General features: G+C 61.1%; 22 protein-coding genes and 1 pseudogene. 9 read left to right on the top strand and 14 right to left on the bottom strand.

What is annotated here, in order from left to right; translation table 11 throughout:
• Positions 1-343, top strand: a 343-nt coding sequence (locus BM222_RS13980) for an IS630 family transposase (RefSeq protein ID WP_143105954.1), incomplete at its 5' end; no start/stop codon positions are given.
• A gap of 227 nt (positions 344-570) precedes the next feature.
• Here BM222_RS13980 and BM222_RS13975 read toward each other — a convergent pair.
• Positions 571-1,200 carry a 2'-5' RNA ligase family protein gene (locus tag BM222_RS13975; RefSeq protein ID WP_092228817.1) on the bottom strand — a complete coding sequence of 210 codons (630 nt, stop codon included), beginning with the start codon at positions 1,198-1,200 and terminating at the stop codon, positions 571-573.
• Positions 1,201-1,237: 37 nt separating this feature from the next.
• Positions 1,238-2,977 (bottom strand): peptidoglycan D,D-transpeptidase FtsI family protein, encoded by a 1,740-nt coding sequence (locus BM222_RS13970; RefSeq protein ID WP_092228816.1) that lies wholly within the window; start codon positions 2,975-2,977, stop codon positions 1,238-1,240.
• A gap of 298 nt (positions 2,978-3,275) precedes the next feature.
• Between BM222_RS13970 and BM222_RS43300 the strand changes: the two are divergent.
• A pseudogene (locus tag BM222_RS43300) lies at positions 3,276-3,562 on the top strand (IS110 family transposase); the annotation flags it as partial.
• 579 nt (positions 3,563-4,141) lie between these two features.
• Positions 4,142-5,248 carry a serine hydrolase domain-containing protein gene (locus tag BM222_RS13960; RefSeq protein ID WP_177243205.1) on the top strand — a complete coding sequence of 369 codons (1,107 nt, stop codon included), beginning with the start codon at positions 4,142-4,144 and terminating at the stop codon, positions 5,246-5,248.
• A 225-nt stretch (positions 5,249-5,473) separates the two neighbouring features.
• Here BM222_RS13960 and BM222_RS13955 read toward each other — a convergent pair whose 3' ends face one another.
• Both BM222_RS13955 and BM222_RS13950 read right to left on the bottom strand, forming a co-directional pair.
• Positions 5,474-6,199 carry a hemerythrin domain-containing protein gene (locus BM222_RS13955; protein ID WP_092228814.1) on the bottom strand — a complete coding sequence of 242 codons (726 nt, stop codon included), beginning with the start codon at positions 6,197-6,199 and terminating at the stop codon, positions 5,474-5,476.
• A 52-nt stretch (positions 6,200-6,251) separates the two neighbouring features.
• A complete protein-coding gene (locus BM222_RS13950) occupies positions 6,252-6,461 on the bottom strand; it encodes a hypothetical protein (RefSeq protein WP_092228813.1) in 210 nt (69 codons plus the stop codon).
• A gap of 195 nt (positions 6,462-6,656) precedes the next feature.
• Between BM222_RS13950 and chrA the strand changes: the two genes are divergently transcribed.
• Positions 6,657-7,889: a chromate efflux transporter gene (gene chrA / locus BM222_RS13945; protein ID WP_244547120.1), complete on the top strand. Its 1,233-nt coding sequence runs from the start codon at positions 6,657-6,659 to the stop codon at positions 7,887-7,889.
• A 96-nt stretch (positions 7,890-7,985) separates the two neighbouring features.
• On the opposite strand, the gene BM222_RS13940 is transcribed toward chrA, so the two are convergent.
• Positions 7,986-8,465: a GNAT family N-acetyltransferase gene (locus tag BM222_RS13940; protein ID WP_092228812.1), complete on the bottom strand. Its 480-nt coding sequence runs from the start codon at positions 8,463-8,465 to the stop codon at positions 7,986-7,988.
• Complete coding sequence (locus tag BM222_RS43015; RefSeq protein WP_349509854.1) at positions 8,414-8,677, bottom strand: VOC family protein; 264 nt, start codon at positions 8,675-8,677, stop codon at positions 8,414-8,416. The genes BM222_RS13940 and BM222_RS43015 overlap by 52 nt, the downstream gene beginning before the upstream one ends.
• Here BM222_RS43015 and BM222_RS41045 point away from each other — a divergent pair.
• Together BM222_RS41045 and BM222_RS43010 are read left to right on the top strand one after the other, a co-directional pair.
• Complete coding sequence (locus tag BM222_RS41045; protein WP_177243204.1) at positions 8,570-8,836, top strand: hypothetical protein; 267 nt, start codon at positions 8,570-8,572, stop codon at positions 8,834-8,836. The genes BM222_RS43015 and BM222_RS41045 overlap by 108 nt on opposite strands.
• Before the next feature lie 93 nt (positions 8,837-8,929).
• Entirely contained in the window at positions 8,930-10,324 is a 1,395-nt protein-coding gene (locus BM222_RS43010) for an invasion associated locus B family protein (protein WP_092228811.1), read from the top strand.
• A 171-nt stretch (positions 10,325-10,495) separates the two neighbouring features.
• Here BM222_RS43010 and BM222_RS13925 read toward each other — a convergent pair whose 3' ends face one another.
• The gene (locus tag BM222_RS13925) at positions 10,496-10,807 is read right to left on the bottom strand and encodes a hypothetical protein (protein WP_244547119.1); all 312 of its coding nucleotides are present in this window, start codon (positions 10,805-10,807) and stop codon (positions 10,496-10,498) included.
• 169 nt (positions 10,808-10,976) lie between these two features.
• On the opposite strand from BM222_RS13925, the gene BM222_RS13920 reads away from it, so the two are divergent.
• Positions 10,977-12,020, top strand: coding sequence for a medium chain dehydrogenase/reductase family protein (locus BM222_RS13920; RefSeq protein ID WP_092228809.1), 1,044 nt, complete (start codon positions 10,977-10,979; stop codon positions 12,018-12,020).
• Positions 12,021-13,071: 1,051 nt separating this feature from the next.
• Here BM222_RS13920 and BM222_RS41040 read toward each other — a convergent pair.
• Positions 13,072-13,236, bottom strand: coding sequence for a hypothetical protein (locus tag BM222_RS41040; protein WP_177243203.1), 165 nt, complete (start codon positions 13,234-13,236; stop codon positions 13,072-13,074).
• A 392-nt stretch (positions 13,237-13,628) separates the two neighbouring features.
• On the opposite strand from BM222_RS41040, the gene BM222_RS13915 reads away from it, so the two are divergent.
• Entirely contained in the window at positions 13,629-15,188 is a 1,560-nt protein-coding gene (locus BM222_RS13915; protein ID WP_092228808.1) for a serine hydrolase domain-containing protein, read from the top strand.
• Between the two features lie 359 nt (positions 15,189-15,547).
• Here BM222_RS13915 and rnk read toward each other — a convergent pair whose 3' ends face one another.
• The 6 genes from rnk to BM222_RS13880 form a co-directional block, all read right to left on the bottom strand.
• Positions 15,548-15,961 (bottom strand): nucleoside diphosphate kinase regulator, encoded by a 414-nt coding sequence (gene rnk, locus BM222_RS13910; protein WP_092228807.1) that lies wholly within the window; start codon positions 15,959-15,961, stop codon positions 15,548-15,550.
• A 16-nt stretch (positions 15,962-15,977) separates the two neighbouring features.
• Positions 15,978-16,466 (bottom strand): GreA/GreB family elongation factor, encoded by a 489-nt coding sequence (locus BM222_RS13905; RefSeq protein WP_177243202.1) that lies wholly within the window; start codon positions 16,464-16,466, stop codon positions 15,978-15,980.
• Positions 16,467-16,920: 454 nt separating this feature from the next.
• A complete protein-coding gene (locus BM222_RS13900) occupies positions 16,921-17,406 on the bottom strand; it encodes a Phasin protein (protein WP_092228805.1) in 486 nt (161 codons plus the stop codon).
• A gap of 616 nt (positions 17,407-18,022) precedes the next feature.
• Complete coding sequence (locus BM222_RS13890; RefSeq protein ID WP_244547122.1) at positions 18,023-19,381, bottom strand: serine hydrolase domain-containing protein; 1,359 nt, start codon at positions 19,379-19,381, stop codon at positions 18,023-18,025.
• A 273-nt stretch (positions 19,382-19,654) separates the two neighbouring features.
• The gene (locus BM222_RS13885; RefSeq protein ID WP_092228802.1) at positions 19,655-20,485 is read right to left on the bottom strand and encodes a tetratricopeptide repeat protein; all 831 of its coding nucleotides are present in this window, start codon (positions 20,483-20,485) and stop codon (positions 19,655-19,657) included.
• Positions 20,479-21,123, bottom strand: a complete 645-nt coding sequence (locus BM222_RS13880; protein ID WP_092228801.1) for a FecR family protein — start codon at positions 21,121-21,123, stop codon at positions 20,479-20,481. The genes BM222_RS13885 and BM222_RS13880 overlap by 7 nt, the downstream gene beginning before the upstream one ends.
• A 214-nt stretch (positions 21,124-21,337) precedes the next feature.
• Here BM222_RS13880 and BM222_RS13875 point away from each other — a divergent pair, with 214 nt between their 5' ends.
• Positions 21,338-23,506: a VCBS domain-containing protein gene (locus tag BM222_RS13875; protein WP_244547118.1), complete on the top strand. Its 2,169-nt coding sequence runs from the start codon at positions 21,338-21,340 to the stop codon at positions 23,504-23,506.
• Positions 23,507-23,741 lie beyond the last annotated feature (235 nt).

Below are 23,741 nucleotides of genomic sequence, written 5' to 3'. Positions count from 1 at the left end.
GATCAACGGCGAATGCTTCTGCGCTTATGTGAAGCACGTTCTCCTGCCAACCCTGCGCGAAGGCGACATCGTCATTCTCGACAATCTCGGAAGCCACAAGTCGAAAGCTGTCAGGCAAATGATCCAAGCTGCTGGCGCCAGGCTCTGGTACCTGCCGCCATACTCGCCCGACCTCAACCCGATCGAACAGGCATTCTCCAAGATCAAACACTGGATGCGGCAAGCTCAGAAGCGCACCATCGAGGACACTTGGCGCCACATCGGTCACCTCATCCAGGGCATCCAGCCTCGCGAATGCGCCAACTACTTCGCCAACGCAGGTTATGCTTCCGTCAAAATGTGAAACGCTCTAGATGCCCTCACATCGAAAATCGCGAAAACAACTTCATGCACGAGTACAAATCATTGGAATATTTGACGTGAGGGCTAATTGCGATATTTCCGAAATCAAATTTGACGCGTCGGGCAAACAGGAGCATGATGCATCATGGCATCGTGCCGCAGCGGAAGATCGCGGGTGTCGCAAAGCCCTCTCGACATGGAACATGCACGGGCAACATAACGCTCGAGTCAGGAAACGCTGCCTCTGCAGGCCAAGCTTTGCACCACTTTGACAGGACGGAAGCGCACCAATTCGATGCGGTCGAGAACGCCCGTAATCGGCTCCCACAGTGACAGGAGAACTTTGAGAGCCGGACCGGGGTCGGGCAAGACGCCGGACAATGTCACGTGGGGCACCCAAGCTCCCGGTCGATAATGCGCATCAACCTTCAGATCAGGAAGAGCAGCTTGTATGGCCTGATGCCGGGCAAGCAACTCGGGCGTCACAACAGGCACCGCCCATAAAACAGCGCCGCCTCCTGGAAAAGCACCTAGTCCGCTCAGGCGAACAGGAAGGCTCTCCCAGTTACGGCAGGTGTTTTCAAGCCCCGCGAGTACTCTCTTAAGGGGTGTTTCGTCGGGGTAGATCGCCAAGGTGATGTGCGGAGCGTAGCCAAGCTGGTCGCGATCGGAGTCGATCCCGTCGGCCGCAAGCTTGCGCCACATCGCTTCGATCGGGACAGAACTGTTGGGATCAAAGCAGAGGGTAATCGCGACCGGCATAGGCGCGATACTAGCACAATCCCAGCGGGTACCGTCAAAAATAACCCATATGCATGGTCCTGCCCAGGCGGTCCGGGCGAGCGCAATCGCCAGCATTGCGGACTCATCAAGGCGCCGCTGCCGCGCTCTTGTCCTACTGACGCGCTGTTGAAGCTGCAAGAAGGCGGTCCGCGGGCGGCAGGTCGAAACGGGGCTCGATTCCGAGCAGCGGCGCGATACGGGCGATGACCTTGCCCCCCGTCGGCACGGCATTGAAGCCCGACGTGATCAAACCATACGTTTCAGGCAACGCCTGTGGCTCGTCCAGCATGACGAGAATCTGATATTTCGGATCGTCGGAGGGCATGATTGCAGTGAAGGAGTTGAGCACCCGCTTCTTGGCATAGCGGCCATTGACGACCTTTTCGGACGTGCCGGTCTTGCCGCCGATATAGTAGCCGGGAACATCGGCCTTCTTGGCAGTGCCTATCTCTGCGTTGAGCCGCATCAGATAGCGCATCTTGTCGGAGGTCTCGGGCTTGATCACGCGCTTGGCCATCGCCGCCGCTTCTGCTTCGCTGCGCTTCAGGAATGTCGGTGGGATCAGGTAGCCGCCGTTCATGAGGGCGTTGATGCCCATCACCGCCTGTAGCGGCGCCACCGACAAGCCCTGGCCGAACGCTATGGTCACGGTGTTCAGCTCGCCCCAGTGGCGCGGCACCAGCGGTGCGGCGCTCTCCGGCAACTCGGTACGCAACCGTGTTAACTGGCCCATTTTGGCCAGGAACGCCTTGTGCGCCTCGACGCCCTGGCCGAGCGCGATCCGCGCAGCGCCGATATTGGAGGAGTAGGTGAATACTTCCTTGGTGTTGATGAAACGTCCGAGCGAATGACTGTCGTGAATGGTGAACTTGCCGTAGTGCAGGTTTCCGCGTGCATCCCACGACGAATTTAGATTGATCTTGCTGGAATCGAGCGCCATGGCGAGCGTGAACGCCTTGAAGGTCGAGCCCATCTCGTAGACGCCGGTGGTCAGGCGGTTGATGCGGTCGGGGTCGTGCGCTTCCTTCGGACTGTTCGGATCGAAGTCCGGCAGCGAGACCATTGCCACGATCTCGCCGGTCTTGACGTTGGAGATGATGCCCGAGGCCGCCTTGGCGTGGAATTTTTCCTTGGCCTTGAGCAACTCGTCGCGCAGCGCGTGCTCGACGCGCAGATCGACCGACAGCTCGATCGGTTTCTGCAACCGGTCGATGGCAAAGCCCGCGCGGTGGAGATCGGCGAGGCCTTGGTTGTCGAGCCACTTCTCCATGCCGGCGATGCCCTGGTTGTCGATGTTGACGAGGCCGATGAGGTGGGCGACCTCGTTGCCGGTCGGATAGACGCGCTTGTTCTCGCGCAGGAAGCCGATGCCGGGCAGGCCCAGCTTGTGGATGTCGAGCTGTTGCTTGGCGGTGATCTCGCGCTTCAGCCAGGCGAAACCCTTGCGCGATGACAGGCGATCGCGCACCTCGGCTTCGTCGAGATCGGGCACGGTCGCGGTCACAAGCTCGATCGCCTCGTCCTTGTCGATGATGCGGCGGGGCTCGCCGAACATGCTGGCGGCCTTGACGTCGGTCGCCAGGATCGCACCGTTGCGGTCGACGATGTCGGGCCGTGCGGTCGCAACCACCTCCTGCGAGGCGGCACGCCGCGCACTGTGGGCGTCGGCGCCGATCGCGAACATCACGAGGCGTCCGCCGATCATGGCGTAGACGGCGGCAAACGCCAGCATGGCGAGGCCCACCCGCGCGCGCGCCTTCGCGGCGCGGTCGACGTTATGCCCATAGAGCAGATTGCGGATGAGTTTGTGCCGCCACCGTTCAGAATCTCTTGGCCGCGATATGGCGCTCATTACCGCTTGTTTGCTGGAAATTGGTGGGCTGCCCCGAACGAAGGCTTCTCGGGCGGGCGTTCACCCCTCAGTAATGGTTGTACGATTAATAAACCTTTGATGGAAATGTTGCGCCGAACGTCTTATTTGATGCTCGCTTTCTGTCCCTTCCTCCGTCCGGGGGGAACGCTGCTGGCTCATCGCGACATTTCCTGACGTCGCACAGCCGGTGGATATCGGAGCAAAGCGGACATCGCCAACGGTTTAGGGGGTGGACGCCCCGCCGACGGCATCGATGTGCCACTTAAGGGAGGCGTCCGTGTTCCAGGTTAGCACAATCGGTCTGGATATCGCCCAGCATGCTTTCCACGTTCATGGAGCGGACGGGAAAGGATTGGCTGTATTCAGCAAACGGATCAGCCGAGGAAAGCTCTTGGATTTCTTCGCAGCCCAGCCGAGTTGCGCGGTAGCTTTAGTCTAGAGGCATGTGGCGGAGCCCATCATTGGACCCGACAGCTCACGCAGCTTGGCCATCAGGTTCGGCTGATCCCACCCGCTTATGTAAAGCCGTTTGTAAAGCGGCAAATGAACGACGCGAGTACTGCTCCCTATCCTGCTGTTCTGTTCGGGGTGGGCAAGCGCCGAGCCCAGCGTCGAAGATCCTTGTGATTCCTTGCAGCAAGGGACCGGATCAACGGGCGCGCAGGATATTCCTTGATCTCGGACGAGCGCGATTCCAACATCCCATTTTCAACACAGGAACTGTATTTCAATGGAGAAATCGCGTGGACAACATGCTTGGCTGGTCCCACTCACGAAGGCCCGAGCCCCCACGCAGCATAGCCTCGTGGATTTTGGCAAAGCGGCGCAAGGGAATGTGCGGGAGTGGAGTGACGACTGACGTTATGCTGCAAACCTTGCGCGCGATGCCAATGCAGTCAGATCGCATATCGAACTAACTCGACGCGACGACATCAAAAGCGTTGCGCGTACTCAAAGTTGCTTCTCGTTGTCCAGAAGACATTGGGCCACACTTGCGCCTGAAATGACAAGCCAGATCGCGATAGCAATCAGGAAGCGAGGGATGCGGCCCCAGTTGTTTTCCGACAGCTCACGTGCGATGCGTGCGAGCCAAATGAGTGGCCGCGGGGAACGCATCAGTCAGTAATCGGCCGGGGAATGCAAATGCGCGCAGCAGCGATCCGCTTAGATGTCATCTCGGCCTTGTGCCTATCTCTCTTCATGGCCAAATTCGCAATGGGAGGCGAACTGAACCCCGACTGTGGCACACCATCGGATATCCACGACGGATGGCGCATCAGTCCGCCGGAGCAACAGGGGTTCGACGCTGCTCGGCTTTGCGCGATGGGAAATGGGGTGTCCGATGGCAGGCTTCCCAACGTCGATTCGATTGTCGTCGTTCGCCATGGCGTGCTCGTTTACGAACGTTACTTTGGCTACCCGAACCATCCGTCTTTCGATGCAACCATCAAGCATACCGGCAATTCGATGGCCAAGAGCGTGGTATCGCTTCTGGTCGGAATTGCGATGGAACGCGGCCTGATCAAAAACCTGGACGCTCCGATTTTTTCATATTTCCCAGAGTATGCCGATCTTCGTTCGCCGGGCAAGGATCGCATCACGCTGCGCAACCTTCTCACGATGTCGGCCGGACTAAACGCGGCCGTCGCGCATCCGATCGCGCACCACGACCACGATCCCTATCGGCACGCGCTCGAACTGAATCTCGCGCGAGCCCCCGGCGTTTCCTTCGACTATAACAGCTCGGAAACGGAACTTATCGGAGCCGTCCTGCAAAGGGTCTCTGGGAAGACTGTAGATATTCTGGCGCGGGAGAACATCTTTGTGCCTCTCGGTATCAATGACGTCGATTGGTATGGGCGCCTCGGTAACGGCGTTCCGGCATCCAGCACAGGACTTAGCCTGCGTCCCCGCGACTGGGCGAAGATCGGCCAGCTCGTTCTGAACCGCGGAGCTTGGGAGGGGACGCAGATCGTTCCTGCGTCCTGGATTGCTCAATCGACGGCGGAGCAGATCAAGACCCCAAAGCATTTGTCATATGGTTTTCTGTGGTGGCTAGGTCGATCGCAGATCGAGGGTCGCGTCGTTCAGTGGACGGCCGCGATGGGCGTCAATTCGCAAAAGATTATCGTTATCCCCGAGACCGACATGATCGTCGTCTTCAATGCTTCCCTCGAGTCCACTCAGATGATCGAGCCCGAAATCCAACTCCTCGATAAATACGTTTTGCCGGCGATTTTGCAGCATTGAGGCGATCGTGCCATCTGCACGGCAATGTCGCCTTCGCGGTCGTCATCCGGCCGCCGACTGCAAAATCCGCCTAGGCGCTATCGTAGCCGGACCATCGCCCTTCGACGGCCGCTAAAGACGTGGCCTTCGAGCGACAACGGATTCGCCGTTGCGCTGGGGTGACGGCGATGGCGCGACGTCGTCGTACTGACCTCTTCATTGCGAGCGCAGCGTAGGATCCCTGCATCAGCTCGGCGTGAACTGGCTTAGGTCGTGAATGCCCATCTGCTGCTCCAGCTGGGCGACGCGGGCTGCCATCTTCTCGAAGCCGTCGTCTCCGAACAGTTGATGCTCTTTCTTTTCGAAATCCTCGGCCATCGCGTCGTACTCGTTCGGTGAGACCACGTCTTTGAGCTTCGGAAAGAGATCGGTGTCCTCGCGGGCCGCATGTGGCCGGTACATCGTGATGAAGGATTGCATCGCACTGACCAGCTGCTTGCGGTCGTCGGCATTGCTCCGGCCTGATGGCGCGAGCTTCAGGATATTTTCCGTGACCTTCCGGCCCGCGTCGTGCTGGCGTAGCAGGGTGTTGACCAGATCGGTCATCTGGCCGGCTTTCCTGAAGCGCGGAAAGACGTGCTCCTCCTCCGATTTTTCGTGGTAGTTGTTGATGAAATCCCGGATGATGCCGGCGGATTGCGTGATCAGGCCGGGGTCGAAGTCCTCGTTCGACGAAAACTTTCGGATCCCGGCTTCGTAGAGCAACAGCACGCGATCGAGCACCCCATGCTCCCGCATCAGGTCTTCCGGCGGGGTGACTTCCTCTTCCTGCTTCTCCGCACCCTTCTGCTTGCCGCCCGCCCCCTTCCGCCCGGCAAAAGCCGGCCTGGTCAGAACGGCCGGAGCCGCGACCGTGGCCAAGGCTCCCAGGTGCAAGAGCAGACGGCGCTTGCCTGACGCAACGACGTTCATCCTGGCTCTCCCTGAATGCCCTCAACGGTGCGGACGGTGCCGCCGAAATCGATCAGCGCCAGGCCTTTTCGTTCTTCTGCTCGTAATCCCTGAAAGCCTTCTCGAGGCCACCCAAAACCTCGGCAGAGGTCTCGAACATCGCCTTCAACTGCGGTTCGTCGACCTTCTGGATGTCCTCGCGCAGATGGTTTCTGATATCCTGCAGCGCCTTCTGCATCTTGTGGGTATGGTGTCGGGGATCGCGGTCTGCCGCACTTGCCATGGCCAGTCTCCTGTGCTGCTGAGTCGGCTCCGCCGGACCTGGAATAGGCCCGTCGCGACGGCGCATCAACGGCTGGGTGGAGACGTCGTTCCAATCACTTCGATGAGAGCGCATGAAGTTCAGGGATTTGCCGACCGGGTTGAATATCGTTGACCGAAGGCCGATAAACGCCTCCCGGAATCGGGTCGAAAGTCCGTGAGCAACCTCCATCCGCCAACCGACATCTCCGTCAGCCATCGGTCGCCCGCCGGCTCGCCGCTGGAGGTTCTGCGCATCTTCCTGAAACTCGGGCTCACCTGTTTCGGCGGGCCGATCGCGCATATCGGCTATTTTCGAGACGAGTTCGTCGTGCGGCGGAAATGGATCGACGAGCACGCCTATGCCGATCTGGTCGGGCTGTGCCAGTTCCTGCCGGGTCCCGCCAGCAGTCAGGTCGGCTTCTCGATCGGCCTGATGCGCGCCGGCTATCCCGGCGCGCTTGCCGCGTGGGCCGGGTTTACCTTGCCGTCGGCCGTGATTCTCGTGCTGTTCGCCTATGGCGCGGGCGCGCTGGGCGGCCCCGTCGGCGCCGGCCTGCTGCACGGACTGAAGCTCACGGCGGTCGCCATCGTGGCGCAGGCCGTCTGGGGAATGGCGCGCAACCTCTGCCCCGATCGCGAGCGCGCGTCGATCGCTCTCGTGGCAACGCTCGTCATCCTGTTCAGCACGGCGTCGATCGCCCAGATCGGCGCGATCATCCTCGGCGGGCTCGCCGGCCTCTGGCTATGCCGCAGCGATGCGCCGATGCCGTCAGGGCATGTCGCGATGCCGGTCTCACGCACGGCGGGGCTGATCACCCTCGGGGCCTTCTTTGTCCTGCTGGCCGGCCTCCCCTTGCTGCACGTGCTGACCGGCTCAACGGGCGTTGCCCTGTTCGACGCCTTCTACAGCTCCGGCGCCCTCGTGTTCGGCGGCGGCCACGTCGTGCTCCCGCTGCTCCGTGAAGCCTTCGTCGCCCCGGGCTGGCTGACCGACGATGCCTTCCTCGCCGGTTACGGCGCGGCGCAGGCGGTGCCCGGCCCGCTCTTCACTTTTGCGGCCTACCTCGGCACGGTCGTCGCTCCGCAGCCGCATGGCGTGGCCGGGGCAGCGCTCGGGCTTGTCGGCATCTTCCTGCCCGGAATCCTGATCCTGCTCGGCGCGCTCCCTTTCTGGGACTCGTTTCGGAAGCGTGCCGGCGCCCAGGCCATGATGCGCGGCGTCAACGCCGCGGTCGTCGGCGTGCTCGGTGCTGCGCTTTACAATCCGGTCTGGACCACCACCGTCCACTCGCCGCAGGATTTCGGCATCGCGCTTGTCGGCTTCGTCCTGCTGATCGCATGGCGCGCGCCTCCGCTGGTGGTGGTTGCGTTCAGCGCAGCTGCGGGAACGGCGATGGCGCTGGTTTGAGGTTGGGGGTCGGTACAAGCGGCTATTCCATTGGCGAGCTTCGTCGTCCGGCTGGCGCCGCTTGGCGCTGCAGGCTACGTACCCAAGTGATCTGCATCATGTCTGGCGAGGAAAGACGTACAGGAGGGAAGGCAGTATGGTTTCGGGCGAAAGGTAGAACGGTCCTTCGCCGATCCTGATGGCCCCCATTCGCTTGTAAAACCCTTCCGCCGAAGGTTCGGCCGTGATCACGAGGGCTCCGGCTTTTATGCCTTTTGCGCGAGCTACAGCGGCTCCGAAAAGAACTCGCCCGATCCCTCGTTTCCAATGTGTAGGATCAACATAAAGGCCGTAAAGCTGCGCAATTCCCTGAAGCGCGGTCGGCGTCACCGCAACAACACCGACAACTTCGTTGGTCCCGTTTTCCGCCACTTGTACACAGTTCGCACTCAGCAACGGTACGGTTATCGTAAGCGCGGGCATCGTTCGGTCGATGAACGCTTCGTCGTGTCCCGCGTGCATCGTCGCGCGCACACAGAGGCGCGTTAGCTCACGTTGCTCTTCGGGCTTCGCCTCGCGAACCTTATAGACGTCCATGGCACAACCATTGTTTTTCTGCCGTGCGTGTGCGTGGTGGGTTGCGCTCCGGCCGAGATGAATATCGCAAACTCGCCCGCTGCGCAGACGTAGCGCAGTCCACCTTGGCGCTGTTCGACCGGGTCAAGGCCGAGTTTTTCGGAATAGAACCTCCGTGCCCGATCCAGGTCCTTCGCTGGAAGACGGGCAGCCACCTTCGCTTTCCCGAGCATCAGTCTCTCCTTCTGCGTTCAATATGGTTAGGCCCGTCGTTCCTCGTCAAGCCGAAGTTCGTGATCGCCGTGCTGATCATCCGGTTCATGCCGAAGGATTTGGAGCGCATTGAAAAGCCGGGGTGGACGCGTCCTTGCGTGGATGGTCTCCGGCTTTGATCTAAGTCAAAGGACTTGGGTGGACTTGGCACCGAATGGTCAATCCGCGCCTCATGTCCGCTTGGGCAATCTCTCCGATCATGGAGCAGGGATATGCTAAAGTGCCTTCTCATTCCCCTGATCTTGCTGGCGTGGCTGCCGACCGCCCCGGCCGCTGCGGAAGACGCTGCTGCATCGCCAAGGATTGAAGAGGAACTCTGGGCGCTTCCCTTTCCATTGCCGGTGCTTGCCTACGTGATCAGGCCGGTCGGCGAAGGACCGTTTCCTCTCGTAATTATGAACCACGGAATATCCTTGGGTGCCCAAGAACGCTCCATGTTTCCGACGATAGAATTCCGCGCGGCCGCACAGTGGTTCGCGAAACGAGGCAATATTGTTATTTCTCCAGTGAGATACGGAGCGAGCAGCCTTGATGTCAAAGATCAAGGAATCTACGGATCGGTGTTTGGACATGTCGGCAGTTGCGATAACCCGAACTTTCGCGGACCCGGTCTTGCTATCGCCACTCTGAACGAGTGGGTGATCGACTACATGAGCAAGAAGAAGATCGTTCAACCCGGCAAGGTCGTCGTCGTGGGTCAGTCGGGCGGCGGATGGGGATCAATAGCTCTCGCGAGCCTCAATCCATCATCAGTTCAGGCCGTCATCACTTTCGCAGCGGGACGCGGAGGCAGGGTAGACGGTAAGCCCAACAATAACTGTGCACCCGACAAGCTTGTCGCAGCTACAGGCGAGTTCGGTCGGACCGCACGCGTACCGATGCTATGGATATATTCGGAGAACGACAGCTACTTTGGGCCGGAACTGACAAAGCGGATGCATGACGCTTTCGTCGCCAACGGGGGAAATGCGGAGTATCGCATGCTGCCGCCATTCGGAAGCGATGGCCATTTCTTAATTGATTCTCCCGACGCGGTGTCGATCTGGTCTCCGTTGGCGAGCCAGTTCCTCGACAAGCATGCGGCCACCAGCGACGCTAAACAACAAGTGAGCGGCGACTACTCTGAGGAAGTTCAGGTCAAGCCACCGAGACTGCGTCTCCCCCAGACGATTCAATACTCTGAATGGCGAAAGCTTTGCTTTAATTCATCGGATGGAACGTCGATCTGTCGGATGACGTCTAGCGGAACTGACGATCTCGATCAGCTGGTGGCTCGGGTCGATCTGATTCAACGCGCCGACGGTCCGGCACGCCTGCAACTGTTCGTGCCTCAAGGAGCGAACCTGCAACAAGGAGTCAAGGTATCAATAGATCAGGGGCAGCAAACTCAAATCCCCTTCACGTGGTGCCTCACCAACATCTGTATCGCGGCTGACGCCGTGAAGCCGAGCCTGATAGCGGAACTCGAATCCGGCAAGTCGTTAAAGCTTGAGCTTACCGATCTGAACTCTTCATCGGTTGCGTTGACACTACCGCTCGATCCATTTTCCGCTGTGCGCAAGGGAGCGGCAGCGCAAACCTTTGATTTCGGCTTGGATGAGGAATGAGAAACCTCATCCGGGTTTGCTGACGTGGCGAGACTTCGGCCAATGGAATGGTCCGGCCGTGCTCCGGCCCCGCCAGTGCGAGAGCTGGCAAGGGGCGCTCAAGTCTAGGAGCACGCCATGTCTCAGAGTGATCCGAGGGGCGGTCTCGCATTTGGGCGAGAAGGCGCTCCGTCAAAGATCGACTTGGATGGCAACATTGGAGCGCACCCAATCCGATTGCCCGGCCTTCAGCCGCTTGGCTTGAAATTCAGCGAAGGCCGGATCGGCACCCAGTGATGCCAAGCTACGCCCATAAGCCTCTACACTATCGAAGCGAGCGACGAAGGCATAGTTTCCGATCTCGCCGCCGATCACGGACCAATAGCTGACATCGGCCCCGTGTTTCTTCCAAAGCGACGCGCCGTCCTTTGCCAGCTGCAGGATGGTTGCAAGATCACTACCGGGCCTTGGATGCGAAACGAACTGCATAATGACTGCAGGCATTTTTCCCTCCGATGAGCAATGATCGCGCCAAGCAACCGGATTGGTCATTTGGCCAGAGGAGAATTGCAAAGAGGGCCGCCTCGAGCTTGATCTGGATCAATTCCATTGATGCTGTCCGGCGGCAGCCTGACCGTTCCGCGCTGGATGTCGGTATGCATGGAGATCGGTCGTGGTGGAGCAGCGCAACCGAGTTGTTCAGGTCAGCCGCTTCGGTGATCCCGGGAGATTAGAGGTGGTGGACGCTCCTCTGCCAACCGCCGGTCCAGGCGAGGTGCGCGTTCGCGTACTCGCGTCGAGTCTTAACTACACCGAGGTGTTGATCAGGCGTCATCTATATCCGCAAACGATGCGCCTCCAGCCGCCGTTCGTAATGGGCTACGACGTGGTGGGAGCAATCGATCAACTCGGCGAAGGCGTACACGACTTTCAGATCGGAGATCGCGTGGCCGACATGACGGTGGTCGGATCAAATGCCGACTATCGTACGCTTCGGGCGAGCGACGTGGCCCGCGTGCCGGTGGATGTGGACGCGGCTGAAGCGGCTGCGCTGATCCTGAGCTGGACGACTGCGCACCAGCTTCTGCACCGCGTGGCCAAGGTCCGGCGGGGCCAACGTGTGCTCGTGCACGGGGCCGCCGGCGCGGTCGGCCAGGCCCTGCTCGTGCTTGGAAGACTGGCCGGCGTCGAGCTGTGGGGCACTGTACGCCGCGAGCACATGACGCTCGTGCAAGACCTCGGGGCAACGGCAATCGACTACCAGCATGAGGACTTCACGCGGATTGTGCCGGGTGGGTTCGACGTCATTGTCGACGGCGTTGGCGAAGACGGCTACCGCCGCTCATACGCGTCGCTCAAACCGGGTGGCCTGCTCTGTGCCATCGGCTTTTCGGCGAGCGTACGGGCACAGCGTCGAATGCTGCCAATTTTGATGGAGATCGCGCGCCTCTATTTGTGGAGACTGTTGCCGGGCGGCAAGCGGGCCCGCTTTTATTCTGTAAATGCCATGCGGGCGCGACATCCCGCCTGGTTCAGGGAGGACCTGGAGCAACTGTTCGGGCTTCTGGCGACTGGCGGCATCCGGCCGCGGATCGCCGAGCGGATCTCGTTCGAGGCGGTCGCCGATGCTCACCGTCGTCTCGAGGCTGGCGGTCTTGAGGGCAAGCTCGTTCTTTGTCCGGATCTCTCCTCGCGACGCAGCCAGCGCGCGGCCTGAGGCGGCGCGCCGGCACGCGCAGCGGCGAGGTTTTGGTGGACATCGAGCCTGATGGCCTTCGGGTACAAAGTAGCCTCAAGCGTCGCCAATTATGTGGCGGGTACGGCCCATGCTCATGCAATCGACCTGTGTCACCCCGCGTTTGCAACGATCGCGCCCCGGACCAGCGCGTGACGCCAGCAGGAATATTCGACTGCGGGTGGCATTCGAGGAGCACGCGAACGGCCATCCTCAACCGGTCCCGCCAACAGCTCGACATCTTGAAGCAACGCCGAAAGAAGTTGGCGTGCGCATCCAGGGGGGCTTACTCTAGAGCCTTGATCTGCGCGCTCCCAAACCGGCGGCCTCCAACGCGGCGTCGATGGTCGTAAACCGCATTTTCCTGCGCTTGGGAGCAGATACCTTAGTGATCAGCGACATGCTGCTAGCGCAGCCTGCACATTCATAAAGCTTTAGCTCAACGCCTTCAGCCACGGAAAAAACTGCCCTCAGCACTCTAGGTTGGCAGCAACTTAGGCATCCCGCTTCGCCGTGCACGCTCGTCTCCATAGAAGCATTCCGGCCTCCAACAACAAGCCAGAGTCTGGTGTCGGAGGCAACGGCAGTGAGTGGAATATTGGGAGGCGTGGTCAAGAGGCCACAGCGTCGGACGGCCTGCCGATTTCCGATAGTCTTCAGTATTCGACCGGAGGTGCAGCCGGCATGATGGAAAACTACTCTGCCGGCGATGACGCGGGACGATCCACCCACGCTACTTTGCAAGGAGTGCAGGCGTCCTATGGATTATCTCGCAACACTTCCTAAGATTGCAAACCTGCCAGCCATATACGCTTTTCGATGTTTTCCGTGCCGAAGGGTCGACACCATCATCATTAGCGAAACCCAGACCTAAAAGGCCGCCTCAGTTGGGCGGCCTCTTTCACTTGTGCTCAGCGAGATCTTGCAATGACCGGAAGCACGCTCGTAGCGTCCGCTTCTGGCGGCCCAACTAGCGCCCAAATAACGACGGCCAAGACAAGCGCGCTGAAGAAAGTCCGCACCGCCAAACGCTTCACGGCATCATCGCCATAGTTGACAGATCAGACTCCGTGAAGCTTGGACCTCCGGATGCGAAGTAGATTGCGGCGAGCAGCGTTACAGCGAACGCGATGTAGCCAAGTGTAATCAAGCCGTCATAGCTGCGAACAGAAGACGGCATGGTGTGTGAAATCGTCATGACCAAATCCCCATTCGATTAGCGCTTCATTGCGCCGCGTCATTTTAGGCATCGTCAAGGAAACCGCTGTGAAGCAATTCACAGCATCGCCGCACAAATTGTCGTCATCTTCCTGTTAGGTGTATTCCAAACGAATGCCCGCAGGAGGAGCGCTCACCGACGCCGGAGCGGACGCTGCGGTGGTTCGCGTGAAGTCAGCAGCGGGCCATTAAACGGCATCGCCTGGCCCTCCGCCGTGCCGAAGGCGTTGGACGACGGCGGAAAACGCGGTCCCCGCTCGGCGAAAACTCTGCAACCGAAACGGGTGGAATTTGTCACGGGTTGCGGTCATACTCGGTTTCACCCGCACGGCACCCAAGCTTCTTACCCACCAAGGCCGAAAGAGAGGCACTATGCGTCGGAAAACCCCGATCACGGCAGCATTGCTGGCGGCCATCAGCTGTCTCCTCGGAGCCGCTGCGTTGGCCGGCGAGATTGCCGCTCAACCCACCCCAGAGATTCCCTGGCCGACGAAATCCTGGATCGTGTCGAGCCCGGAGGAGCAAGGGATGGACTCGGCCATGCTAGCTCGGCTGATAGAGAATGTGGGCGGCTACAAGCAAGATAGCGTGATGATCATCCGACATGGAAGGATCGTTGCTGAAGCCTATTATGCGCCCTATGTCGCAGGGATTAGCCATGATCTCCGATCGGTGACAAAAAGCGTGGTCAGCACTCTGACTGCGATTGAAATCCAGCATGGGTTGCTGGACAGCGTCGATCACCCGGTCCTGGATCTGTTTGGTGACAAGAATGTCGCGAACGTCGACGACAACAAGCGCGCAATGACGGTTCAGACCCTGCTCGACATGACGTCGGGACTGGCGTGGCAGGAAAGGGCATATACGCCAGACGAGACGATCATGCGGATGTACAAAAGTCCTGACCGCACCAAATTCGTCCTGGACCAGCCGATGTCGGGCGCCCCCGGGAGCAGCTTTTACTACAACAGTGGAAATCCTTACGTGCTGTCGGCGCTGATCACCAAAACGACGGGTCTCAGCGCATTTGATTTTGCAAAGAAGGAGCTGTTCGGGGCGCTTGGGATCACCAGCGCGAAATGGGGCAGCGTCGATGCGCAGGGCGTTACTGATGGCGAAGCGGGGCTATTCCTGAGCCCGCACGACATGGCGAGGATCGGTTATCTCTACCTTCACAATGGCGTTTGGGAGGGCAAGCAGATCATTCCATCGGCATGGGTCGAGCGGGCGCAGGAGGGAAAAATTGCAGCTTCATTCGGCTTCCATTATGCCAATCTGTGGTGGTCGCTCCCGGAAAAAGGCGCCTACATGGCGCGAGGCCGCCATTCGCAGCTGATCCTCGTGCTTCCCAAACTCGATATTGTCGCGGTTATGACGGGGGTTTTGCGAGACGACGAATTCTATTCAGCGTCGCGGTTCATCGACGACATCACGATGGCCGTCAAATCGGACCAGCCGCTACCTCCTGACCCGATCGCGAAGGCGCTGCTCGATGCGGCTATCCGCCGGGCCGCAACGGAGCAGCCAATTGCGATTGCAGGTATTCCCGAGCTTGCAAAGGAGATTTCGGGCAAGACATTTCAGCTCGGAGACAACGCCTTGCACGCAAAAAGCTTCTCATTGAATTTCTACGATACCGATTCATCGTGGGTGATCACGACCAGCACAGAAAGCCCGGGTCGCCCCACCCAGCGGTTCGCAGGACTGATGGGACTTGACGGGACCTTTCGCAAAAGTCCGCCCGCACCGTACGGCATCAATGCCTGCAGGGGGCGCTGGCTCAACCAGCATACCTTTTTTCTCGAGCGTCGAATTCTCGGACACGGCGAGATCCAGACCTGGACACTTGCCTTCGATGGCGGGAAGGTGAACGTCGAATTTCAAAACACCGATGGTGCGAAGTTCGAGCTGCACGGAGAGATGCAAGATTGATCTCCGCATCGGAGGCGACCTTGTCCCGTGCTGACCGGAAGTCCGCCGCGGCCAAAACCGGACTCATGCAGCGCGGCAACAATCACCATTCGATCGACTCGTCAGCAAATGGGCAGCACAGATCGGGGGCAGCAATGGTGAAGTCGCGCTGGTTCATTCGATGATCCGATCCACGTGCTTGAACTCGCGGTTGGGGTGCCCCAGCTCGATCATAGTCCGAGAGGGCCACCCCAAGAGGTCGCATCTTCAAGCCTTGAAGAAGGCCGCAAGATAGAATACGGCAGCCAAACCGATGGTGAGACCGATGGCCGTCAAGGCTGCCTGTCTGTGTTGAAACGTCGCGCATGGTAACGCCTCCTTCAGTTGGACACGCCTAGTACGGTCAGGGACCGCTTATTATGGCCCGGCGTTTGAAACTCGATGGCTTGGCCAACGGACAGGCCGATCAGCGCAGCGCCCACCGGCGTCAGAACCGAGACCCGGCTCAACGTTATGTCCGCTTCGTGCGGATACACCAACACCACGTCCCGGACTTCACCCGTTTTGTCATCGCAGTACCGGACCTGCGAGCCCATGCGGACTGTCCCGCGCAGATCGGAATTGTCCGCCACCACGCTTGCACGCTCCATCTCCTGTGCAAGGAAATGGGCCACGCGCGGGAAGAGCACCGCGCTCGAACTGGCCAGAGCGTTGAGACGCCGCGCCTCGTCCTCCATCACTGTGATGGGCGGCAACAGGATTTCAGGTTTGCGTTTGCGATTGGTCTTGCTCATTGTCTTCTCTCCTTTTCTAAGCGGCTGATGGTCCCGGATCATCGTCATCAAAGAGCTTTTTGCCCTTGAGCTCAGGATTGCTGAACAGAACCCTGACAACATCGTTCGGATCACCTCGGCTGACACGCTCGACCTTGACGACGTTGCTACGCCCCCCCGCGGTGCAGAAGGGGATTTCGCTTCCGACCTTCAGCCCGACCAACGCTGCGCCCAACGGCGACGTCACGGGGATCTGGGTTCGCTCGGACGTGTAATCTTCGGGGTACACCAGTTGTCTTGTCTCGCGGCGGAAGGCCCAGGTAACCCAGAACGTCACCCACGAGCCCATGGTGACGATGCTGTCCAGTCTGGCTGCGCGATCAGGGACCACTTCCGCACGGTTGATCTCACTCAACAGAAAACGCGCGTCCACGTCGCCTTGATCTGCGCCGGCCTGCGCGAGCCGTTCCAGCCGGCGATGGTCAGACGCCTGAAGAGTGACGTTCGGGAAAAAGGGCTTGTTCACGACATGCCTCCTTGTTTGGGCTTCTCCTCGCGGGAGAGCCACACACCAAATCCGTGTGATGAACGACGGGGGGCATCCGGACGGCACCAACGACCGTCCGGCTAAGCTCCTGCTTGGAGCCGTCCGGCGTGCAAGCAACGCCGCGCAATGCGCGGATCGATGTCGAGGACGTGGATCATGTCGCGGTCACCATAGGACCTTCCGCTGTCCCTGTAACGCGACCAAAGAGCACACACGTGGGGAGAGAGTTGTCAGGACTGGTCAATGTCCGTTTGGTATCAGAAATGGGAAGAACTCAGGTCTGCCTTCCCTTGTACAATTCGAGCGCGGTCCAGTGTGTATCCGATATGGTTCAGCGAAATTAACGCAATCAAGTTGAAGTTTGGATCGCGCTCTCCCCGGCCCACGCCTTCCCGGCGGAATGACACACCGTGGAGATGGTGAGCAGAGCCACCTACCTGGAGGGTTCGATGCGCCAGAACGGATACGCCGCCAATTCTTTCCAATGCTGCCCCAACATCTCGATCCGTCTGCTCGTAAATTCCGTAATGAGCGCGGAAAATTCAGCCGACGACCTGATCGCCAGAAGCCTCAGACCGAATTCGAAAGCCAATCGCACGTTGGCCTGGGTTATCTCAAGAAGCTTGGCTTGATACGCCGGCAGGTTTGAAATCGCTGAAGCGGCGGCCCTCGTTGGAGCGCAATCTTTCATCTTGTGACTGATGTCATCTGGTAAGGCACCCGCCGATGCCTCAATGATGGGAGCTTCGCCTTTCGGATCGTCATGAAGCTTGCGAGGCGGTACAGCCGATAGTTTCGCAGAGCGAAGAACATTCTCTTTCCGGCTTTTAACAGTGGCCTGCTTATTCCGTTGAGCTCGCGCGGCCATCTTCGCATTTGGGAGGTGCTTCGACGTTGTTGTCTTCTTGCGTTTGCTCATCTGACGCTCCAAAAGCACTGGTGAGGCGAGAACAGACAACTGGCTTTGTGAGGGGGCGTTCCAATCGAGGATGGCTGGAGTCCGTATGAACCGAGATCAACCAACTGGCCCAATGTTCATCGGGTCCGTTCGTTTGTTGCTACTTGCGTCGACGTCGGTTCCGCTTAATGGCTGGACGCGAACTCAGCTTACTCAATCTATTCGCATTTGCTGCCACGCGCCGCCTATATCGTCGAACGATGTCTTCGCTCGAAGCGCCAGCCATGAGGTCCGCGGCGGATCCGACTGCTTCCGCTACCTTTTCACTGACCATGAGCCTGGCTTCCCGGCGTGCTCGTTTTCCGCCAGCCATCAGCTTCAACATTCGCAGCCCAATGACCTGGTTGGCCTCTAGTGCCAGCATCATCCAGGACTGGAGCAGCCTATGTTTTCGAGCTCGCCGCAACATGTTGCTCCTCTGGTCCTCTCCACAAGAGTTCGTTGCTACACTTGGTTCCCTATTCACTTCGGGACTTAAGCCGACTGTGTTGTCGGCTTTGGGGCGAAAATGCGAAGAACTCAGAGTGAGCAAATCCGTCCGCTTAGCAGCAAGGCGTGGCCTCCGCCGGACGAGGCATCACTGAGGCAGCGCCACCCCGTCGATTTGCATGACACCAAGCTGGTCGAACAACTCGATGCGTTCACCGTTCAACACTGGAATGTAGCAGCGACGACTGGCACCGGCGTTCAGGATACAGAGCTTATCCTCCGCGACCGTCCATGTCCCGGCTGCTGGTCCAAGCGACTCTTTCCAGTGCGGATAGCTCATCCGGCCGTCGGGCTCGAATCGCATCGTGAACGGACCATCCCTGAGCTTGGGACCGAAGCTGATCGTCTTGCCCTGCAGTTTTGCAGCCAGGGTCTCACCTGTCGGTCGTTCGCCGATCGCTGCCGCGAGCGAGGCATCGGGCCCCGGATCATAGCCCTGGGCCTTCAGGATCAGCCAGAAGAGCCTGGCAAAACTACGCATGGAAGGTTCGGCGTAGGGCGTGCCGCGGTCGACACGATGCACCACGACGAGGTCGAGCGCGGGCACGACCAAAGCGTATTGGCCGCCGGCACCTTGGGCCCAAAAGCTGCCCTCGGGCAACGTCACCGTAGGCGCAACGGCACCGCCCAAAAAACCGCTCCACCAGAGATAGCCATAGCCCGGCCCGAACGCCGATCTCGAATAGACGCGCGTGCTCTCTTCCACCCGCTCCCGCGGCACGATCTGGTGTCCGGCCCAATTGCCTTTGTGCAGATAGAGAAGTGCAAAACGCGCCAGGTCCCGTGCACTCATGCGGATCTCATAGGCGGGGTGGATGGACGCTTCGCCGCGGACGTAGCTGCCGTCCTGTGGCCGGTAGTCCTGCATGCCGATCGGCTTTGCGATCTTCTGGTCGAGCGCCTGGAAGATGCCGGCGCCAGTTGCGTGCTCGTAGATCGTGCCGAGCGCGTTGAAATCCCAATTGTTGTAATACCAGAAGGTGCCCGGCGGGTGGCTGCCGCGCGGCGGTCTCATCTTGGCCATGTCCGGCGTCTCATAGAGCGCCGCGTGGTAGACCCCGGAACGCGCTTCGAGGAGTTCGCGCACCGTCGCGCCCTTCTCGCTCCCGGTCAAGCCAGGCGGATTATCGTCGATGCCGAGTTCGCCAAGCGTGCTGTCGAGGTTGATCAGGTGATCAGACACGGCGATGCCGATCAGGGCGCTGAGCAGGCTCTTGCGGATTGAAGCGACTTCCATTGGCTTCGTCGTGTTGCCCCACTCGGCCACCACCTTTCCGTGCTGAACGATCACAAGCGCGCTCGAGCGGATCTGATCCGAGAAGGATCGCGCTTGCGCCAATACGGACTCCGACCAGCCCAATTCTGCAGGGTTGACGCGCTCCCACTCCGCTGCCGGGAAGCCGTCTTCAGCCGTGGCAGGCCCGAACCGAACCAAAGCGCCGAGCATCACGACGGCGAAAACAACCTGGCGAATATGCATTGGATTCCCACGCGCTGCGAGCTTGACCTGATCGCCGCACCATACTCATCAGCGGAGCTACAGAACGCCTGTTGAAGTATCTTCTTTGGATTCCAGTTAACGCATTCCCGCAGCGACGTCTGTTCAGGGTCGCCAGCGGTCCTCGATCGTAACCGGCGCGATGTCCGCAACGAATGTCGAAGCCGACATTGGCCGGCCAGCTTCGCACGATTTCGATTCATAGAGATCTTGCGATGAAATCTAGCGCACGCCGTAGCGGGCGAACTGCTCGACGACGTCAGGCCTTGCGACCTTCGCGGCTGCGATGTCGGCGTCACCGGATGCGGTTTTGCCGCCCCTGATCTTCGCGAGCCCGCGGCCGTATAGCGCGAGGGCGAGCTTCGGATCGATGCGCAGGGCCGCGTCGTAGTCGGCGATCGCGGCCTCCAGGCGTCCCGACCTCAGATAGGCCAGCGCGCGAGAATCGTAGGTCGCGGCCGTGTGGGCGCCGCCTGCGACGGCCCTGTCGCAGGCGGTCACCGCGGCTTGCGGATCACCAATGGTCGCGCGGATCCAGCAAAGTCCGCTCCATGCTCCCTCCAGGTCGGCGTTCAGGCGCACCGCCTCGGCGTAGTCGCGCTCCGCGCGCCCCGGATCGTCCTTTTTCAGCCAGGCCTCGGCGCGGTTGGCGAGCGCCCTGGCGTAGTCCGGCTGCAGGCCGATGGCCCGGTCGAGGTCCTCGATCGCGGCGTCGTAGTCGCCCCTTCTAAGTCTGGCCGCGCCGCGGTTGTTGAGGGACCTGGCGGAGCGCGGGTCGATGGCGACGGCGCTCTCGAAGTCGGCGATGGCGCGGTCGTAGTCGGCCTTCTCGGCATAGGCGATGCCGCGGTTGTCGTAGGCCGTGGCCAGCGAGGCCGATCCGCCGCGGCCGGCCTCAATGAAGGCCGAGCAGGCCTCGATCCTCGTCTGCGGCGCAGCGGCGCTGTTGCACAGCTCAACGTTCCGGAACTGCGACTCGTTCGGCTTCTGCGCCCCGGCCGGCGTCAGCGCCAGAATCAGGAAGGCCGCGGCCGCGAGGCGCGCGCTCAGCATCCCCGGCAGACGCCGGAGCCGCGGTCGGCCCTGCGCTCCCAGCCGGGGGCCGTCGGGACCGCCGCACGCCGCTTCGGAACGCCGCTCTTGTCGAGCACGCGGTCCTTGCCCTCCTCGATCAGCGTGGAGAACCTGACGCTGCCGTCGTCAGCGACCTCGATATGCGGCGTGGTGCCTCGGATTCCCATGGTCGCCACGGGGGTATCGACCTTCATGTCGCCGCTCTTGGCCACGGCGCCGGCGACGAAGGTGGCGGTCCCCCTGGTCAGGTTGAAGAGACTCGCGTTCGATTTCGCGTCAGGGTCGTAGACGAATTCGTTCAGCTCCATGCTGGCGTTGCTGGACAGGTTGAACGAGCTGCCGTCGGCGAAATTAATGCCGAGCTTGCCGTCGGCGCCGGTCTTGACCACGTCGCCCCGGTAGACGGGATCGCCGACCTTCGCGCCAGCCTTGTCGTCGGAGAGGACGGCCTGCGCGACCGTCGCGGAGACATGTTCGACCGTCACCTTGCCGACGGCGGTCACGATCTTGCCGATCGGCTTGAGGTCGGTGGATCTGCTCTGCGCCAGCACGGATTGAGACCCCGCGAGGACGAGCCACAGGCCCGCGAGTCCCGCCATCGTCCGTCGTGCGTTCATGCATCCGCTCCCTTGCGCGAGAGAGCCCCATCGAATGATGGCAGAGCGCCGGACGGCGGACCAGCGCAGTCCCTCGGAGTACCCCTTAATAGTCGAGATGGGCTTGGCTTTCGGTGCGAATGACGTTGCCGAAATGGAGTATTCCCAGGCGCGGTATCGGGGGCGGATGCCACGGCGTCGACACGGTCAAGACGACAACATGCGAGGCCTCGGAATGTCGCCCGCTCGGATCCTTGACGATCTCCGCCGCCGGCCCGACCGACGCGCGCCCCCGCCCGGTAGCCGATCGGGGGTGGCCGCGCTGACCGGCGGCATGTCATTCGTGGCGCTGATCCTGTCGGGGCTGAAGGAGGCCTGGGGCGCCGACCCCGATCTCGCGCTGTTCGACCGCGGGGACATCACCTACAAGGATTTCGCGCACGGCTCCTTCGAGCTCGTCACGAAGGAGGCCGTGCCACGCCACGTCATCGTCGACGACCCCGGCCAGACGGTTGTGCTCGAAAGACACGGGTCGTCGGTCGGCCTCACCCAGGTTGCGAACACCGCCTCGCGGATGGAGGATCTGCAGAGCCAGCAGCAGGATGTGCTGGCGAACTATTCGAAGGAGCATGGGCCGCCCGGATCCAGCACGCCGCCGGGGGAGACGGGCGACCACTCGCCGCAGCCGATCAATCTGATCGAGCCGGACGGCCCGAGTTTGCAGCACGCGCTGTCCCCACTCGTGATCCCGGCGAGCTTCATTCCGGACGCGCCGCTCATCCATTCGCCGCCGACGCTGACGCTCGGCGCGGGGGTGGTCGAGGTGGACACCTTCAGATTCGACGAGTTCTCCGCGAGCAGCGGCAGCTTCTCGGCCACGAGCTTCAGCTCCGGCTCCGCGCCGACCTTCGGCATCGCCGGCGGGATCGACGGCCCCTTCACGATTGCCGGCGCGAGCTTCGACGTCGAGAAGCCCGGCTCGTTCGGCGTCCTCTACGTGAACAGCCATACCGGCGCTTACACCTACGTTCCGAACAACGACGCCATCAATGCGCTGAAGGCGCCGACCACCGACAACTTCACGATCACGGCCTCCGACGGCTTCGCATCCGCGGACCAGACCTTCAGCATCCACATCAACGGTGCGGACGACGCGTCCGTGATCGCCGGCGCCACGGCCGGATCGGTCGCTGCGGTCCCGATGACTGTCGCCGAGACCTTCGCCAGTCACGATGCCCCTGCCGCGCCGGCCGCGAGCGGCACGCTGACCGACACCGACGTCGACGATCCCGCCAACACGTTCACGGCGGTGAGCACGCCGCACGCCAGCGACCACGGCTACGGCACGTTCACCATGACGACCGACGGACACTGGACCTACACGCTGGACGACGCGAATCCGGCGGTGCTGGCGCTGAAGGCTTGCGACACGGCGACCGATACCTTCACCGTGACCACGATCGGCGGAACGCCGCAGACGATCACGGTGACGATCCAGGGCGCCGACGACCCGTCCGTCGTATCCGGAGACACGCATGGTTGCGTGGTCGAGGCCGGCGGGGTCCACAATTCGGATCACGGGGTCCCGGTCGCGGTCGGCGTGCTGACGGCCACTGACGTCGACGGACCTCCGGACGACTTCGAAGCGGTACCGTGTCCCGAAAGGAGCGATCACGGCTACGGCAGTTTCACGATGACGGACGACGGCCACTGGACCTACGTGCTCGACAACGGCAATTGCGCGGTCCAGGCGCTCAACGTCGGCGACAGCCTTAGCGACAGCTTCACGGTGAAGACCGCGGACGGGACCGCGCAATTGGTGACGGTCACGATCGAGGGCAGCAACGACGCGGCGACGATCTGCGGCCAGGCCTGCGGACGCGTGATCGAGCCGAGCAACCCCTGCGCCCCGCCGCCGAGCGCCTGCGGCACCCTGACCGACAAAGACGTGGACAATCCGGACGACACCTTCACGGCGACGACGTGCCCGCAGGCCAGCGAGCATGGCTACGGCAGTTTCACCATGACCGCCGGAGGCGTCTGGACCTATACGCTCGATCCGACCAATCCGGCGGTCGAGGCCCTGCGACCCTGCGACACGTTGATCGACTGCTTCACGGTGACGACCATCGACGGCACGCCCAAGGTCGTGACGGTGGCGATCCAGGGCGCCGACGATCCGCACGACCAGTCCTTCCATTTCAAGGAGGACGCGGCCCCCCTCGCTCCAGCGAGCGCTGCCGCCGCACCGCCGGATCCGGTCCCGCCGGCCGCGCAGGCGGAGCCGCCCGCGCCGCATCCGACCGAACCCGGGTCGGACCTCTGGCATCTCGCCGGGCAATTCGACGGCGCCGTCCACGGCGGCCTGCCTCTCCCGGCGCCGCATCACGACATTATCGTCTGAGAGGCCGGTTTGCCCTGAGGGCTTTGCGTTTTCCGCACCCGTTCTTGTGGTCGCCACCGAATCCTATTCCACCGGGAACGCGAAAACGATGGACGACCTCCGGCATGGTGCGGAGGCCTAATGGCCCTCGAGTTTGCGGCCCCACGGATTTTCTCTTGAGGGCAAGCGCAGAGCTCGACCCATCCTGTGAGCTCGGTGAGCTGTCGCGAACGGCGTCTGCGGAATAGACGAGGCT

Source organism: Bradyrhizobium sp. Gha (genome assembly GCF_900113735.1).
Lineage (GTDB): Bacteria > Pseudomonadota > Alphaproteobacteria > Rhizobiales > Xanthobacteraceae > Bradyrhizobium.
The sequence above is the reverse complement of the archived record's forward strand: the minus strand, read 5'-3'. Positions and strand labels throughout refer to the sequence as shown.